The sequence below is a fragment of the Sphingomonas sp. S-NIH.Pt15_0812 genome (assembly GCF_003951315.1).
In the GTDB taxonomy this organism is placed as follows: domain Bacteria; phylum Pseudomonadota; class Alphaproteobacteria; order Sphingomonadales; family Sphingomonadaceae; genus Sphingomonas.
In genome coordinates this window covers 1-16,486 of sequence record NZ_QLJH01000011.1, presented here as the reverse complement: position 1 = coordinate 16,486, position 16,486 = coordinate 1, and the positions used below count along the sequence as shown (strand labels likewise).

14 protein-coding genes are annotated in these 16,486 nt (G+C 69.2%); 5 read left to right on the top strand and 9 right to left on the bottom strand.

The window, feature by feature from the left end; all coding sequences use genetic code 11:
- Positions 1-210 precede the first annotated feature (210 nt).
- From BRX43_RS09110 to BRX43_RS09100, 3 genes are read right to left on the bottom strand one after another with little or no spacing between them, the layout of a single operon-like run.
- The gene (locus tag BRX43_RS09110; RefSeq protein WP_125994546.1) at positions 211-1,656 is read right to left on the bottom strand and encodes a family 43 glycosylhydrolase; all 1,446 of its coding nucleotides are present in this window, start codon (positions 1,654-1,656) and stop codon (positions 211-213) included.
- Positions 1,657-1,667: 11 nt separating this feature from the next.
- On the bottom strand, positions 1,668-2,366 hold the full coding sequence (locus BRX43_RS09105) for an acetylxylan esterase (RefSeq protein ID WP_206433169.1): 699 nt from the start codon (positions 2,364-2,366) through the stop codon (positions 1,668-1,670).
- Positions 2,363-3,319, bottom strand: coding sequence for an alpha/beta hydrolase (locus BRX43_RS09100; RefSeq protein ID WP_125994545.1), 957 nt, complete (start codon positions 3,317-3,319; stop codon positions 2,363-2,365). The genes BRX43_RS09105 and BRX43_RS09100 overlap by 4 nt, the downstream gene beginning before the upstream one ends.
- A gap of 301 nt (positions 3,320-3,620) precedes the next feature.
- On the opposite strand from BRX43_RS09100, the gene BRX43_RS09095 reads away from it, so the two are divergent.
- Genes BRX43_RS09095 through BRX43_RS09085 form a run of 3 tightly spaced genes read left to right on the top strand, consistent with a single transcriptional unit; the run spans position 3,621 to position 7,979 of the window.
- The gene (locus BRX43_RS09095; protein WP_206433168.1) at positions 3,621-4,463 is read left to right on the top strand and encodes a hypothetical protein; all 843 of its coding nucleotides are present in this window, start codon (positions 3,621-3,623) and stop codon (positions 4,461-4,463) included.
- Positions 4,464-4,501: 38 nt separating this feature from the next.
- Entirely contained in the window at positions 4,502-7,036 is a 2,535-nt protein-coding gene (locus BRX43_RS09090) for a glycoside hydrolase family 9 protein (protein WP_125994544.1), read from the top strand.
- A gap of 52 nt (positions 7,037-7,088) precedes the next feature.
- On the top strand, positions 7,089-7,979 hold the full coding sequence (locus BRX43_RS09085) for an acyl-CoA thioesterase II (protein WP_125994543.1): 891 nt from the start codon (positions 7,089-7,091) through the stop codon (positions 7,977-7,979).
- Between the two features lie 41 nt (positions 7,980-8,020).
- On the opposite strand, the gene BRX43_RS20525 is transcribed toward BRX43_RS09085, so the two are convergent.
- Genes BRX43_RS20525 through BRX43_RS09055 form a run of 6 tightly spaced genes read right to left on the bottom strand, consistent with a single transcriptional unit; the run spans position 8,021 to position 14,126 of the window.
- Positions 8,021-9,073: a PAS domain-containing methyl-accepting chemotaxis protein gene (locus tag BRX43_RS20525; protein WP_125994542.1), complete on the bottom strand. Its 1,053-nt coding sequence runs from the start codon at positions 9,071-9,073 to the stop codon at positions 8,021-8,023.
- Between the two features lie 57 nt (positions 9,074-9,130).
- A complete protein-coding gene (locus BRX43_RS09075; protein WP_125994541.1) occupies positions 9,131-9,925 on the bottom strand; it encodes an SDR family oxidoreductase in 795 nt (264 codons plus the stop codon).
- A gap of 13 nt (positions 9,926-9,938) precedes the next feature.
- Positions 9,939-10,706: an SDR family oxidoreductase gene (locus BRX43_RS09070; protein WP_125994540.1), complete on the bottom strand. Its 768-nt coding sequence runs from the start codon at positions 10,704-10,706 to the stop codon at positions 9,939-9,941.
- On the bottom strand, positions 10,703-11,761 hold the full coding sequence (locus tag BRX43_RS09065; protein ID WP_125994539.1) for a phosphotransferase family protein: 1,059 nt from the start codon (positions 11,759-11,761) through the stop codon (positions 10,703-10,705). Before BRX43_RS09065 ends, BRX43_RS09070 begins: the two co-directional genes overlap by 4 nt.
- Entirely contained in the window at positions 11,758-12,840 is a 1,083-nt protein-coding gene (locus BRX43_RS09060; protein ID WP_125994538.1) for a Zn-dependent alcohol dehydrogenase, read from the bottom strand. The genes BRX43_RS09065 and BRX43_RS09060 overlap by 4 nt, the downstream gene beginning before the upstream one ends.
- A gap of 23 nt (positions 12,841-12,863) precedes the next feature.
- Entirely contained in the window at positions 12,864-14,126 is a 1,263-nt protein-coding gene (locus tag BRX43_RS09055; protein WP_125994537.1) for an acyl-CoA dehydrogenase family protein, read from the bottom strand.
- A 123-nt stretch (positions 14,127-14,249) separates the two neighbouring features.
- Between BRX43_RS09055 and BRX43_RS09050 the strand changes: the two genes are divergently transcribed.
- Both BRX43_RS09050 and BRX43_RS09045 read left to right on the top strand, forming a co-directional pair.
- Positions 14,250-15,506, top strand: coding sequence for a TetR/AcrR family transcriptional regulator (locus BRX43_RS09050; protein WP_125994536.1), 1,257 nt, complete (start codon positions 14,250-14,252; stop codon positions 15,504-15,506).
- 96 nt (positions 15,507-15,602) lie between these two features.
- The gene (locus tag BRX43_RS09045) at positions 15,603-16,292 is read left to right on the top strand and encodes a glutathione binding-like protein (protein ID WP_125994535.1); all 690 of its coding nucleotides are present in this window, start codon (positions 15,603-15,605) and stop codon (positions 16,290-16,292) included.
- Positions 16,293-16,486: the final 194 nt, after the last annotated feature.

Genomic DNA, 16,486 nt, shown 5'->3' with positions numbered 1-16,486 from the left:
GCGAAGCGGGTGTGTAGGGTGCACGCGCTCCGGTCCTGTTCATTTAACGACCTGCCTGTTCCCCGGCGAAGGCCGGGGCCCGGTTAGGGGACATCGGTGATGGACGGCCACGCTCCGTTACCAAAGCCTTCCCAACTGGGCCCCGGCCTTCGCCGGGGAACCGAAGAAGGAACGGCGCAGCCTCTCCTCCGGGCCTGCGCACCACCCCGCTCAAGGCATCCGGAACCGCCACCGCCCCGCATCGCTGCGCGCATCGAACGGTGCCAGCGTCACCGTGCTGGTGCCGATCGCCATCAGCGCGCTGTCCTGCCCCTTGGCGCGCAGCTTGGGCGTGATGCGGTAGCTGCCGTCGGTCAGCTGATCGATCCGCCACAATTGCGCATCCGCCCCCGTATAGCCCGGCACGGCCTCCACCTCACCCGCCGGCGTCGTCGCCAGCACGCGCTCGGTGCCGGTGATGCCGATGCGGTAATAGGGTGCGCCGAACCAGCCGCCCTTGTCGGGCATCGGCGTGACCGTCCAGCGCTGGTTCGGCCGGTTCATATGCGCGGCCAGCTCGACCCGCACCCGCCCCGCCGGCCAGCCGCCCTGCACGTCCGCCAGACCCTGATCGGGCAAGGCTCTGGTCGCATCGGTCGGCTTGGCCATGAAGCTGGCGCGCACGTCGAAGGGGATGCGGACGAAATCGACCTTGAGCTGCAAGGCATTGCCGCTCCGCTCCGACTGGATCTCATAGTCGCCCGGTCGCACGTTGCTGCCCGCCACCGGCCAGCCGTCGCGCCACAACAGGGGCTCGATCGCCAGCACGCTGCGCCCGCCCCGGTCGAGATCGGACTCATAGTGCATCGAGAATTTCTGGGTCCCGCCCCCTAAGTCGATCAGCCCGAAATGCCCGGGTCCCTGCACCCGGTCATGCGCAGCGGCGACCAACTTGCCGCCGCCCTTCAGCAGCGGCTGGCCCATATTGTCGACATAGGGGCCCAGCACGTTCCGCGACCGGCCGACGCGGATGTTGTAGGTCGAGTTCGGCCCGTCGCAGCAGGTGCCGTGCGTACCGAGCAGATAATACCAGCCATCGCGGTGCATCAGCGCGGTCGCCTCCATGTCGATGGCGATATCGACCGGCTGGTTACCCGCGACGCGCAGGCCTGTCCTGGGATCGAGCTCGATGATGCGGATCGAGCCGAAATAGGTGCCGTAGCTCAGCCACAACCGCCCATCGACATAGAGGAAGGCGGGATCGATCGCGTCGTGATTCTCCACCCCGTCGCTCGATGCGACCACGCCGACATCGTGATAGCCGAAGTCGCGGGATTGCGGGTCGAGCGACTTGGTCCACATGATCTTGACCTGGCTGGCATGGCCGCCCGACATGCCGCCGCCGCCGACCGCATAGGCGACATAATAGCGATCGCCGATATGGATGATGTCGGGCGCGACGCCGCCGCCCGGCCGCTCCGCGCCGCCGCGCCAGGTCCAGCCATCGTCGGAGATCAGCCCGCCGCCGCGCGTGCCGAAGGTGAACCATTTCCCGTCCGACTCGGTGACGGTCGAGGGGTCGTGGATGAAGACGGTGCCGGCAAGCTGCGCCGGGGCGGGCGAGACGGCAAGGAGTGCGGCGACACCGGCCGGAAGGCGGCAAAGGGTCCTGATCATGACGGGCATCCTCACTTCACGTCGGTGGTGATGTCGCGGATCGGCTGTCCGGCCGCGTCGACGAAACGGATCGCGAAATCGCTCAGGCCGGGCCCGTTGATGACCGCGCCGCGCAGCACGTTGCGCCCCTTTTTCAGGGTGATGCGATCGGACAGCAGATCGTCCATCACCATCCGCCGATCGTCGAACGCCTCGACCGCCAGATCGCCGTTCAGCCACCAGCGCGATGCCGAGTTGGACCCGACCGCGAGACGCACGTCGCGCATCTCGCGCGGGCTGTTCACCACCGTCACCGCCCAGAAGATCACGCCATATTTGGGCTGGCCCAGCGCCTGCGCGAAGTTGAACAGCTTCACGTCCCAGAGTTTCGAGTCGAGCGCGTGCCAGCGCAGCGGCCGGTCGACCCGCACCATCTGCCCGTCGCGCGGCAGGGCGGCGAAGCGGCCGGGATAGGTCTGGGGCGACAGCGTCTCCCGGACATAGGTGCCGGTGAAGACGGCATTGGTCGGGTTGGGCTTGGCGATCGGCTCCAGCAGCAGCCAACGCCGGAGGAAGCCGTCCGCGTCCGGCGCGATCGGGCCGCCCGCGGCCGGCTGGAAATAATCGGCGAGCGGCGGCACCGCGGGGGGGCTGGCGGCCGGCGTCTGCGCGGTCGCCGCGACCGGGGTCAGGGCCATGATCAGGCCCCCGAAGAAGGCGTGTCGAGTCATCCTGCTGCTCCCGAAGAGGGTCCGGTGATGGACATGGGCGTGGTGATGCCGCCGACCGACAGCCAGCGGGTGAAGGCGTCGAACCAGCCGGGGCTGGTGGTGCCGGGCTTGCCGAGGCCGAAGCCATGGCCGCCCCCCTGGTAGAGGTGGAATTCGACCGGCCGTCCCGCCCGCTGCCAGGCATCGATCAGGCCAAGGCCCTTGCGCGCGAAGAGCGGATCGTCGGCGGCCAGCACCGCGAACAGGGGCGGCGCATCCCTGGGCACCGTTACCGCCTCCATCGATCCGTAGATCGGTGCGATGAAGGCCAGCTTCGTATCCGGGGCCGACAGGGCGGTGACCATCGTCGTCATCGCGCCCGCCGAAAAGCCGATCATGCCGATGCGATTCGGGTCGACATGCCATTCCCCCGCCCGCGTACGCACCAGTCGGACGGCGGCGCGCGCATCGGCGATCTGGTCGGCGAGACCCGCCGCCGCCGCATCCGGGCCAAGCCGGGCGCGCGGCTGTCCGACGCTGGCGAACATCGCATTCACCGCGCGTTCGAAGCCGGGCAGGTCGGCAGGCGTCGGTTTCAATCGATATTTGAGGACGAAGGCGGCGATGCCGCGATCGGCGAGCGCGCGGGCGACGCGCCAGCCCTCATTCTCCATCGACAGCATCAGGAAGCCGCCGCCCGGCGCGACGATCGCCGCCGCGCCCGTGGCCCTGGCGGGGTCGGGCAGGACCGGCGTCAGCGTCGCGACCGACACGTTGCGCGTCATCGCCACGCCATATTGGCGGAACCAGCTTTCCGCCGGCGCGGAGGCACTGTTGCCGGGACCCGTGCCGAGCGGGATGGCATCGGGCGCGGCGGGCGCGGGCATGGGCGTCATCCGCGCATCCTGCGCCGCCGCCGGCACGGCGATCGCCGCCAGCATCGCACCTCCGATCAGGACCCTGGCCACCGCCATCCTCTCATTCTCCCTGCCTCGCGCCGACGCTGTCCCGCGCCGGTCCCGATCCGTGGTAGCGCAACCTACGCACGGTCGCGGCCGGCCGTCAACTTGTCCAACAACATTAGTGATCAGCGGTCGGCGACGGCCCCGCCAATCGTGCGGGATTGATGGCCGTTACGCGGTACACCGTTGATCACAAACAGCTTCTCGGGCAGGATCGGGCTTCAGGAAGCAGGAAAATGCTCCGACAATAACCCAGGGGATGGAACGAATGGCGCGGTCCGGCATGATGATCCTGATGAACGCAAGCCTTATGGTGAGCGCTACCATCACGATGGCCGCCAGTCCGCCGCCGGAACGCGGCAGCGGCCCATTCCCCGCGCTGTTCGAGGAACGCGCCAGCCTTCCCGACCATGTCGTCTACCGCCCCGCCAAACCCGGCCGCGATCCCCTGCCCGTCTATATCTTCGGCAATGGCGGGTGCAGCGCCGACGGCACCAGCTCGCGCAATCACCTGCTGGAGATCGCCTCGCACGGCTATCTGGTGATCGCCTCGGGCACCATCCCCAAGGCCGGGCCCAAGCCGGGCGCGACCGGTGGCCCGCTCCAGGCTCAGACCGCGACGCGTCTGATGACCGACGCGATCGACTGGGTGGCGCGGGAGAATGTCCGACCCGGCAGCCCCTTGCGCGGCCGCATCGCGACCGATCGGATCGCGGTCTCCGGCTGGAGCTGCGGCGGGTTGCAGGCGCTGACCATCGGCTCCGACCCCCGTGTCCGCACGGTGGTGGCGATGAACACCGGCTTCTTCAACGACGGCAAGAGCCCGATCCCCGGCATCGTTTCCGACAAGGCGCTGCTCGGCCGGCTCCACACGCCCGTCCTCTATGTGCTTGGCGGGCCGGACGACATCGCCCACGCCAATGGCAGCGACGATTTTCGCCGGTTGCAGGCCGTGCCCGCGGCGCTGGTCGACATCCCCGTGGGTCATGGCGGCACCTATATGCAGCCGCATGGCGGGCTGGCGGCGCAAGTCGTGACCCAGTGGCTCGACTGGCAGTTGAAGGGCGACGGCAAGGCCCGCGCCCGCTTCGCCGGACCCGGTTGCGGCTGGTGCCGCGACACGAGGCTGACGATCACGCGCAACGCCGCGCTCTGACACCGACCCCCCAATTCCGCGCCTCCAGGAGAATGTTCATGTCCCCTCGCCGCAGCATCCTGCTCGCCGCTCTACTCGGCAGCCTGCCGTTCGCCGCGGTGGCGCAGACCCCGCTCCGCTTCGACCGCGCCGATTATTTCGAGGCGCCGGGCGTCGACTGGCTGATCTTCTCCAACGTCAATGAAGGGCTGTTCGCCGATGCCAAGATCAGCGGGGTCGAGCTGATCCAGCAGGGCGTGCGCACCGCCACCAATGGCGATGTGCGCCTGTCCGCCACGCCCGGCCAATGGGACCCGGCCGCGCAGTTCGTCAGCCGCCGGGTCGACAAGGCGGCCGGGGTGATCGAGGCGGTGATGGAATATCCCGGCTTCCGCTACACCGTCCGTGCCGAGCGGCGGGGCAGCGCCGTGGTGCTGTCGGTGCTGCTCGACCGGCCGCTGCCGGCGGAACTGGTCGGCAAGGCGGGGCTGAACCTGGAGTTCGTGCCCTCGGCCTATTTCCATCGCTCCTTCACCGCCGATGGCCGTCCGGCCCTGTTCCCGCGCCACCCGGCGGACGCGATGACGCTGACGCCCGAGCGCAACGCCGCCAGCGGCCGCAGCGACGGACCGGGCGCGGAGCCGCTGCCCTTCGCCGCGGGGCGCAAGCTGGTGCTGTCGCCCGAGGATGCGGCGCGGCGCGTCGGCATCGCCACGGCAAGCGGCAGCCTGTCGCTCTATGACGGTCGCAACCAGGCGCAGAATGGCTGGTATGTCGTCCGCCAGATCCTGCCCGGCGGGCGGACGGGCAAGGTGGTGGAATGGACGCTGGAGGCGGCGAGCGTGCCCGGCTGGCTGCGCCCGCCGATGATCGGCCACTCGCAGCTCGGCTATGCGCCGGATGCGCCCAAGCTCGCGACGATCGAGCTGGACCGCGACGATCGCGGCGCCCGGCAGCCCCGCCTGCTCCGGGTCGGGGAGGATGGCCGGATGACGCCGGTGGCCACGCCGGCGGCGCGCGACTGGGGTCGCTACCTGCGCTACCGCTATGTCCGCTTCGACTTCAGCGGGGTGAAGACGCCGGGCACCTATGTGCTGCAATATGGCGATACGCGCACCGCCCCCTTCCCGATCGCCGCCGGGCTGACGACCACGTCCTGGCATCTGAGCAGCGACGTCTATCTGCCGATCGCGATGGACCATATGGCGGTCAACGAGGGCTATCGCACCTGGCATGGCGACCCGCACCGCGACGATGCGCGCCAGGCCCCGATCAACCACGAGCATATCGACCTCTATCGCCAGGGGCCGACCACCGACACGGCGTTCCAGCCGGGCGAGCATATCCCCGGCCTGGCGGTCGGCGGGTGGCTGGATGCGGGCGACTTCGACATCCGCACCCAGACCCAATATCAGGTGGTCCGCGAGCTGGTCGATATCTGGGAGCGGTACAAGCCGGAGCGCGACACGGTGGCGGTCGACTGGACGACGCGGCGGGTCGAGATCCATGTGCCCGACGGCACGCCCGACATCCTCCAGCAGATCCGCCACGGCAGCGTGCAACTGCTGGCGCAATATCACGCGGTCGGCCATGCGATCCACGGCATCGTCGAGCCCGATGTCGGCCAGTACACGCATCTGGGCGACGCGGCGAGCAAGACCGACGGGCTGGTCTATGACCCGAAGCTCAAGCCCTATGAGCGCGCCTATGACCGCAATGGTGGGCGCAGCGGCACGCCCGACGATCGCTGGGCCTTCACCAGCAAGGCGTCGGCGCTGGAATATGGCTCGGCCGCCGCGCTGGCCGCGACCTATCGCGCGTGGAAGGGGCGCGACGACGCATTCGCGACCCTGTGCCTCGACCGGGCGGTGAAGGTCTGGAAGGACGAGCATAGCCACGCCCCCGACCTGTTCCACCATGGCAACACCACCGGCGGCCCGCTGGAGGCGGAGGAGTTCGGCGCGGCGGTCGAGCTGCTGCTCGCGACCGGCGACCGGCAATATGCCGACCGCGTCATGGCGCTGACCCCGGCGATGCTGAAGGGCTTCGCGTTCAGCGCCACCACGATGGTCAAGGCGCTGCCGGCGATGCCGCCCGAATATCGCGCCGCGCTGCGCCCGGCGGTGCAGGCCTGGGTCGCGCAGGCGGCCGCGACCGAGACGGCGAACCCGTTCGGCGTGCCGATCACCACCGGCGGCTGGGCCGGCAATGGCGCGGTGCTGAACTTCGGCCTGACCGGCTATGCGCTGCACCGCGCCTTTCCGGAGCTGGTCGACGGGTCGACCGTGGGTCGCGCGCTCGACTATCTGCACGGCCATCATCCGGCCTCGGACCGGTCGTTCGTGTCGGGGGTCGGCGCGCTGTCGAAAGAGGTCGCCTATGGCAGCAACCGGGCGGACTTCACCTTCATCCCCGGCGGCGTGGTGCCGGGCGTGCTGCTGCTGAAGCCCGACTATCCGGAAAATCGCGACGACTGGCCGTTCTTCTGGGGCGAGAATGAATATGTCGTGCCGGAGGGGGCGATGTACATCGCCCTCGCCAACGCCGCTGCCGCACTGGAGCGCGAGGGCGGCACGGCGGTTGCGGCGCGCTGACCGGACTCGGCGGGCATTGCGGGCGCACGGCTTTTTCCGCAGAGGATCAGCCATGGATTTCAACACGCCCCATGACGCGACGCCCGAACAGCTCGCCGAGACCCTGGTCACCCTACTCGATATCGAGCGGATCGACACCGATCTGTTCCGCGGCGCGCGCCAGCCCGGCGGCGAGGGGCGCGTCTTCGGCGGACAGGTGATCGCGCAGGCGCTCCAGGCGGCGCAGCGGTCGACCGACGCGCCCAAGGTCGCGCATTCGCTCCACGCCTATTTCATGCGGCCGGGGGACGAGGCGCATCCGATCATCTACCGCGTCGTGCGTGATTTCGAGGGACGCAGCTTCGCCACCCGCCGGGTGATCGCGATGCAGCAGGGTCAGCCGATCCTCAACATGGCCTGCTCGTTCCAGACGCCGGAAGGCGGACTGGCGCACCAGGACATGATGCCCGACGTACCCGCGCCGGACACGCTGGCCAGCGAGCGGGAATTGCGCCAGGCGATGGCGGCGGAGGTGCCCGAGCGTCACCATGCCTGGCTGCTCCGGCCGCGCCCGATCGATATCCGCCCGGTCGGCCCGCGCAGCTGGATCAGGCCGGGTGAGGACGCGCCGGTCCAGCATCTGTGGTTCCGCATCTGCGCGCCGATCGCCGACGATCCGGCGCTGCACCGCGCGGTGTTGGCCTATGCGTCGGACATGGCGCTGCTCGGCACGTCGATGCGGCCGCACGGCGTCGGCTTCATGACGCCGGGGATGCAGACCGCCAGCCTCGACCATGCGCTGTGGCTGCACGAGCCGTTCCGTGCCGACGAATGGCTGCTCTACACGATGGACAGCCCCTGGGCCGGCCATGCGCGCGGCTTCAATCGGGGGCGGGTGTTCACGCGGGACGGGCGGCTGGTCGCCAGCTCCGCGCAGGAGGGGCTGATCCGGCGGCGGGAATGACGGCCGGTCGACCGCCCGGCGAACTACAGGACCACCGGCTCCTACCGCGCCGCCATCATCTTGCGCGCCATGTTGGTCGCGGCGCGCGTGCCGTCGGCGAGCTTCTTCACTTCCGCCGCGACCACGCCGAAGCCGCGTCCGGCATCGCCCGCCCGCGCCGCCTCGATCGTGGCGTTCAGCGCCAGCATGTTGGTCTGCGAGGCGATGCCGGCGATCGTCTCGACGATCTCGCCCAGCCGCAGGACGAGCTGGTCCGCCTCCGCCCGCCGCGCCGCCGCCTCCTCGCTGAAGGCGCGGCTCTCCGCCAGGCGTAGCCGCACCTCCTCCTGCAGATGCACCTCGTCGGTCACGTCGGTGGCGAACTTCACCACCTTCCATGGCCGTTTCTGGTCGTCCAGGATCGGCGTATAGGTCGCCTGGAGCCAGACCGGGGCGCCGTCCCGCGCGATGCGGCGGAACCGGCCGGCGCTGTGCAGTCCGTTGCGCAGCTTCTCCCACAGATTCGTATAGGCATCGGAGGCGACGAACTGGGCATCGCAGAATTGATGATGCGGCAGGCCGATCGCCTCGTCGCGCGTATAGCCCATGCGTTCGAGGAACAGGTCGTTGGCATCGCGCACCCGCCCGTCCAGGTCGAATTCGATCACCAGATGCGTCAGCTCGATCGCGGCCATGCGCCGGTCGGCCTCCTCGGCGGCCAGGGTCGCGGCGGTGATGTCCGACCCGACCAGCAGCACCCCCTCGGCCGTGCCGTCCGCGCCCAGGATCGGCTGGAAGGTCGCGCGGACCCAGACATTGCGGCCATCGCCCCCGACGCCGCGATGCACGCCGCCGAGCGGCCGGCCGCCGAGCAGCGACTGCCACACCCGTTGGAAGCTGGCCGTGCCGACCTGGAGATCGGGCGACAAATGCCCGCAATGCCGGCCGACCAGTTCGTCCGGCCGGTAGTGCAGCAAGGCGCACGCCTGTTCATTGGCGGAGAGGATGGTGCCATCGCGCGCGAAGCGGATCACCACCTGCGAGATGTCGACCGCGCGCCACAGGGCGGCGAGATCGGCATGGCTGGACGAATTGGGCAGGACGCTGACGGACATGAGGAATATGTGAGCTTCGACCGCTAAGATTCGGTGAACGCAAGAGTAATCACATCCTCATGCGGCAGTGTTCCCGTAGGATTGCCGGGTCACCGGATGGCTGGACGACAGACCGCCATCGACCGCCAGCGCCTGTCCGTTGACATAGCTGGCGGCGTCCGACGCCAGGAACAGCACCGCCGCCGCCAGTTCCGCCGGCTGCGCGGCGCGCTGCAACGGGTTGAGGCGACCGATCCGGTCCAGCTTGTCGACCGCGCGGGCATGGTCGAACACCGGCTGGGTCATGCCGGTTTCGGTCAGGCCGGGCAGCACCGCGTTGACGCGCACGCCCGATCCGGTCAGCTGCTGCGCGGCGACCTGGGCCAGGTTGATCACGCCGGCCTTGGACGCCGAATAGGCGGGCGAGCCCGCACCCGAGCGCAATCCGGCGACGCTGGCGGTCAGCACGATCGCGCCGCCACCCCGCGCGGCGATGCGCGGCGCGGCATGGCGGATCGCCAGGAACGGGCCGATCAGGTTGACGCGCAGCACCTCCGCGAACAGCGCCGGGTCGGTGTCGAAGATATTGGCCATGCCGCCGGAAATGCCGGCATTGGCGAACATCACGTCGACGCCGCCATGCGCCGCCTCCGCCAGCGCGACCATGCGCTCGACATCGGGTTCGTGGCCCGCATCGACCCGGAGCGGCCGCGCCGCCGCACCGATCGCCGCCGCCGTCTCCTCTTCCGCGCCGCTCAGATCGGCGACGATCACGCGCGCGCCTTCGCCCGCGAAGGCGATGGCGGCGGCGCGGCCGATGCCCGAGCCCGCGCCCGTCACGATCACCGACTTGCCCCGGAACCGCTGCTCCATCCTCACCCTCCCGTCAGATCGTCACGCCGCCATCGATCACCATCGCCTGTCCGGTCATGAAGGCGGAGGCGCGGCTGGCGAGATAGACGACCGCGCCGGCGATCTCCTCCGGCTCGCCGATGCGACGCAGCGGCACCATCTCGTTCGAACGGCGGATCTGCTCCGGGTCCTCCCACAGGGCGCGGGCGAAGTCGGTCTTGATGAGGCCGGGCGCGATGCAATTCACCCGCACCCCGTCCGGGCCATATTCGACCGCATAGTTGCGCGCGAGCTGGAAGTCGGCGGCCTTGGACACGTTGTAGGCGCCGATCGTCGGCGACCCGCGCAGGCCGCCGATCGAGGAGACGATGATGATCGAGCCGCCCTTGCGCTCGCGCATCTCGGGCGCGACCAGCTGGATCAGCCAGTGATTGGACAGGACGTTGTTGTCCAGGATCTTGCGGAACTGATCGTCGGCGATGCCGGCGAGCGGCCCGTAATAGGGGTTGGACGCGGCGTTGCAGACCAGCACGTCGATCCGGCCGAAGGCGTCCCGCGTCCCGGCGACCAGCGCCTCCAGCTGCGCCTTGTCGGAGATGGAGGCGGCGATGGCGATGGCTCGCCCCTCGCCGAACCGGGCGTTGATCTCCGCCGCGACCGTCTCGCACGCCTCCTGCTTGCGGCTGGAGATGACGACGCGCGCGCCGTGGCGCGCCAGTTCGATCGCCGAGGCGCGGCCGATGCCGCGCGACGATCCGGTGACGATCGCCACCATGTCCGTGAGGTCGAAGAGGTCGGTCATGCTCCTGCCCTTTCCGCAAAGGCCCAGGCGGCGTCCGCCAGGCCGTGGACGCGCGCCGCCGTCTCCGCCGCGCGCGCGCTCGACGCATTGCCGTCGATGATCCGTTTCTTGATGCCCTGGACGATGCCGGTCAGGCGGAACAGATTATAGGCGAAATACCAGTCGAGCCGTGGCACCCCGTCACGCCCGGTCGCGGCGCAGTAACGTTCGACCACCTGTTCGATCGTCGGAATGCCGGTCTCCGGGCCGGTCAGCCCCTTGACGCCCGACCGCCCCTCCGGCTCCGTCACCCAGTTCATCAGCAGATAGGAGAAGTCGGCCAGCGGATCGCCCAGCGTCGACAATTCCCAGTCGAGCACCGCGACCACCCGCGCCTCGTTCGACGCGAAGATCATGTTGTCGATGCGGTAATCGCCATGGACGATCGCGGTGCGCGTCTGCTCGGGCAAGGTGCGCGGCAGCCATGCGATCAGGCGGTCGACGGCCGGCATCACCTCCGTCTCCGACGCGCGATATTGTTTGGTCCAGCGCGCGACCTGCCGCTCGAAATAATTGCCGGGCTTGCCATAGTCGGACAGGCCGGCGGCGACGTAATCGACCTGATGCAGCGCCGCCAGCGTGTCGATCATCGCATCGTAATGGGCGCGCCGCTGGTCCGGGGTGGCGTCCGGCATCGCGCCGTCCCAGATCGTCCGCCCCTCGACCATCTCCATGACGTAGAAAGGGGCGCCGATGACGCCCGCATCCTCGCACAAGCCGTAAGGGCGCGGCACGGGAAAGCCGGTCGGGTGCAACCCCGCGATCACGCGATATTCGCGCTCCACCGCATGGGCCGAGGGCAGGATCGGCCCGAACGGCTTGCGCCGAAGCACATAGGCGCGGTCCGGCGTGTCGAGCCGATAGGTCGGATTGGACTGGCCGCCCGCGAACTTGGCATAGGCGATCGGCCCGGCAAAGCCCGGCACCGCCCCGCGCATCCAATCGGCCAGCCGGTCGAGATCGAGCCGGTCCTTCTCCGCCACCGCGACGGTCGCCTCTTTCGACGCGCCGGTCATGCGAAGGTCACCACGCTGCGCGTCGTCTCGCCCCGGCGGAGTTCGTCGAACGCCTGGTTGATCCGGTCCAGCGGCAGGCGACCGGCGATGATCGTGTCGAGGTCGAGCAGCCCGCGCAGGTAGAAGTCGACCAGGCGGGGGATGTCGACGGGAAAGCGGTTCGACCCCATCAGGCCGCCCTGCAAGCGCTTGCCGGCCAGCAGGTCCATCGCCGACAGGCCGACCTTCTCGCCCAGGGGCATCATGCCTAGGATCGTCGCGGTGCCGCCCCGCCGCAGCACCTTGACCGCGGTGGCGGCGGATTGCGGCCGGCCGACCGCCTCGATCGCGTGATGCACCCCGCCCCGGGTCAGCGCCACCACCTCGTCGGCGGCCGTCTCCGACGCGCTGTCGAAGCTGTGGGTCGCGCCCAGCTTCTCCGCCATCGCCCGCTTCTCCGCCACCGGATCGAGCGCGATGATGCGGCCCGCGCCGGCGATCTTGGCGGCATTGACCGCCGCCAGCCCGATGCCGCCGCAGCCGACCACGCACACCGTCTCGCCGGGCGTCACGTCGGTGGTGTTGAATACCGCCCCCGCCCCCGTCGTCACCGCGCACCCGAGCAGCGCCGCGCGGTCGAGCGGCATGTCCCGGTCGATCGCGACGCAGGCATGTTCGTGGACCAGCATCATCTCGGCATAGGCCGACAGGTTGAGCATCTGCGCGACCGGCACGTCGCCCAGCATCAGGCGCGGCGGCGCGCCCTTGGGCCGACGCACGGCGGCGTCGATGCACAGCGACATCCGACCGGTGACGCAATACTCGCACTGCCCGCAATAGGCGGACAGGCAGGTGACGACATGGTCGCCCACCTTCACGCAGCGCACCTCCTCGCCCACCGCCTCGACCACGCCCGCCGCTTCATGGCCGGGGATGGTCGGCATGGCGTGCGGATAGGCTCCGTCGACGAAATGCAGGTCGGACCGACACACGCCGACCGCCGCAGTGCGGATCAGCACCTCGTGCGCGGCGGGCTTGGCGATGGTGACGTCCTCGATGCGGAGCGGTTGCCCGGCCTCGAACAGCACGGCTGCCTTCATGATCATGTCCTTCGAAGATCGGGTCAGCGGGTCGGCAGTTCGGCCTTCCACGCGCCATATTTGCCGAACTCGGCGCGGGCGATGGCGCGGTTGTGCACCTCGTCCGGCCCGTCGGCGAAGCGCAGCGTGCGGAGCGCCGCCCAGTCGTGCGCCAGCGCGAAATCCTCGCTGACGCCGCCGCCGCCATGCGCCTGGATCGCATCGTCCAGCACCTGGAGCGCCATGGTGGGGGCCGCGACCTTGATCATCGCGATCTCCAGCTGCGCCGCCTTGTTGCCCGCCTTGTCCATCATGTCGGCCGCCTTCAGGCAGAGCAGGCGCGTCATCTCGATATCGATCCGCGCCTTGGCGATGCGCTGTTCCCAGACGCTATGGTCGGCGATCCGTTTGCCGAAGGCGACGCGCGACAGCAGCCGCTTGGCCATCGCCTCGATCCCCGCCTCGGCGACGCCGATCGTGCGCATGCAATGGTGGATGCGGCCCGGTCCGAGCCGTCCCTGCGCGATCTCGAACCCGCGCCCCTCACCCAGCAGCATATTCTCCACCGGCACGCGGACGTCGGTCAGCGTCACCTCGCCATGCCCGTGCGGCGCATGGTCATAGCCATAGACGGACAGCATCCGCTCGATCTTCACGCCCGGCGTGTCCATGTCGAGGATCATCATCGACTGCTGCCGGTGCCGTTCCGCGCCGAAATCGGTCTTGCCCATCAGGATCGCGACCTTGCAGCGCGGGTCGCCGACCCCCGACGACCACCATTTCCGGCCATTGACGACATAATGGTCGCCGTCCCGGACCATCGCGGTCTGGATGTTGGTCGCGTCGGACGAGGCGACCTGCGGCTCGGTCATCAGGAAGGCGGAGCGGATCGCGCCGTTCATCAGCGGCCGCAGCCAGCGTTCCTTCTGCGCGGCCGTGCCGTAGCGCTCGAACACCTCCATGTTGCCGGTATCGGGCGCGGAGCAGTTGAAGCATTCCGACGCCCAGCCGATCCGCCCCATCTCCTCGGCGCAGAGAGCATACTCCAGATTGGAAAGCTGCTCGCCCTCGAACCGGAAGCTATCGTCGACATGGGCGCGGCCGGCGCGCGGCGGCATGAAGAAGTTCCACAGCCCCTGGGCCTTGGCGATCGCCTTGACCTCCTCGATCACCGGCAGCACCTTCCACCGCTCACCCGTGTGGCTTTGCGCCAGATAGTCGCCATGACGCGGCCGGATCTCCGCATCGATGAAGGCGCGCACGCGGTCGCGATAATAGGCCTGCCGTTCGGTCAGCGTGAAGTCCACGGCATCTCTCCCATCCCATGATTCCCGGAAGAGGTAAACCGTACCGTATCTTCGGTAAAGCCATGATCGCCTGACTGAACAAAGCGACTGGTTTTTCGAAACCAAGCTGCTACCCAGATCGGGATGGAGCAGGACACCCCCCGGACCCCGGCCGCCGAGGAGAGCGGCACCCGCCGTTTCCGCGCCAAGCGCGACGCGATCCTGGCGGCGGCGGCGGAGGCGATCAACGAACAGTCGGCCAAGGGCATGACCTTCGCCGACGTGGCGCGCCGCGTCGGGCTGAACACGACCAGCGTCACCTATTATTTCAAGCGAAAGGAGGATCTGGCCGCCGCCGCGTTCGAGAATACGCTCGACCGGCTGGGCGAGATGCTGGCCGAGGCGATGCGCGAGCCGACGCCGCAGGCGCGTGTCGCCCGCTACCTGCGGCTCAACATGGTGCGGCTGGCCCGGATCGCCACGGGCGAGGAGAAGGCGTTCGCCGTCCTGTCCGACCTGCGCGCGACCGAGGATCCGATCCGCACCCGGCTGATGACCGGCTGGCAGCGCGTGTTCCGCGACACCCGCGCGCTATGGGGCCCACCCGCCAGCCGGGCGCACAAGGATCTGACCGGCGCGCGCGCGCATGTGCTGCTGGAGAATACCTTCTGGCTGCCGATCTGGATCCAGCGCTACGATCTCGACCAATATGACCGGGTCGAGGCGCGGCTGATGGACGTGTTCGCGCACGGCATCGCCGCCCCCGGCGCGCCGTGGAGCCCGGTGATGCTCGACCTGGCGCATGACGAGGCGGAGCCGGGCCGGGCCGCCTTCCTGCTCGCCGCCACGCGGCTGATCAACGAGCTCGGCTATCGCGGCGCCTCGGTCCAGCGGATCGCGTCGGAGCTGAACGTGACCAAGGGCAGCTTCTACCACCATCTGGACGCCAAGGACGAGCTGGTGCTCGCCTGCTATCGCCGCAGCTTCGACACCATCACCCAGGCCCAGGCGCGCGCCGACGCGCTGGGCGGCAGCCATTGGCAGCGGCTGGCGAGCGGCGTCGCCACGTTGCTCGACGTGCAGTTCGCAGAGGCCGCGCCGCTGCTCCGCACCACGGCGCTCAGCGGACTGCCGCTGGGCGAGCGCGAGGCGATGGTCGATCGCTCCAACCGGATCGCGCGCCGCTATGCCGGCATGATGATGGACGGCGTGGCGGAGGGGTCGTGCCGCCCGGTCGACGCGCTGGTCGCGGCGCAGGCGCTCACCTCGCTCCAGAATGCGGCGTTCGACATGCGCAAATGGGCCACCACCATGCCCCGCGCCACCGCGATCGCCATGTACGCCTCCACCTTGCTCTATGGCATGTTCGACGACCGGATGGCGTCCTCCCCGCCGGGGTGAGGCGAGGCTCGGCGCGGGTGGGACGCGGGCCGGCCGGCATTGCGGCGGCCGTCCCCGCGCCTACATGCGGGCGGACGCTGACAAGGACCAAGTTCGATGATCGACCTCTATTACTGGCCCACGCCCAATGGCCATAAGATCACGCTGTTCCTGGAGGAAGCCGGGCTCGACTACCGCATCGTGCCGGTCGATATCGGCAAGGGCGACCAGTTCGCGCCCGACTTCCTGAAGATCGCCCCCAACAACCGGATGCCGGCGATCGTCGACCATGCGCCGGCCGACGGTAGCGCGCCGGTCAGCCTGTTCGAATCCGGGGCGATCCTCCTCTATCTCGCCGAGAAGACCGGCCGCTTCCTGCCCGCCGACACGCGCGGCCGGACCGAGGTGTCGCAGTGGCTGATGTGGCAGATGGGCGGCCTAGGCCCGATGCTCGGCCAGAACCATCACTTCAACATCTATGCGCCCGAGAAAATTCCCTATGCGCAGGATCGCTACCTGCGCGAGACGGCGCGGCTGTACGGCGTGCTGAACGGCCAGCTCGCGACCCGCGATTATGTCGCGGGCGACTATTCGATCGCCGACATGGCCTGCTATCCCTGGATCGTGCCGCACGCGGCGCAGGGCCAGAAGTTGGAGGACTTCCCCCATCTGCACCGCTGGTTCGACCGGATCGCGGCGCGGCCGGCGACGGTGGCGGCCTATGCCAAGGGCGAGGGGCTGAAGACCCGCAACCTCGCCACCGACGAGGAAGCGCGCAAGACGCTATTCGGGCAGACCGCGCGCTGAGCCCTGTCGGCCGGCGGCGGATTGTTACGCTTTGCGACAGTTTCGCCGCCCGCCGACACAGGCCGGCGACAGGGGCCAGGCATAAGGATCAGGCTTCAGACGGGGATCGTCCCCACCGACCGGAGATGCGCCGATGGAACCCTTTGCCCTGATCCTCTCGGCCGTACTGGCGCAGACCAGCGCCGATGCCCCGC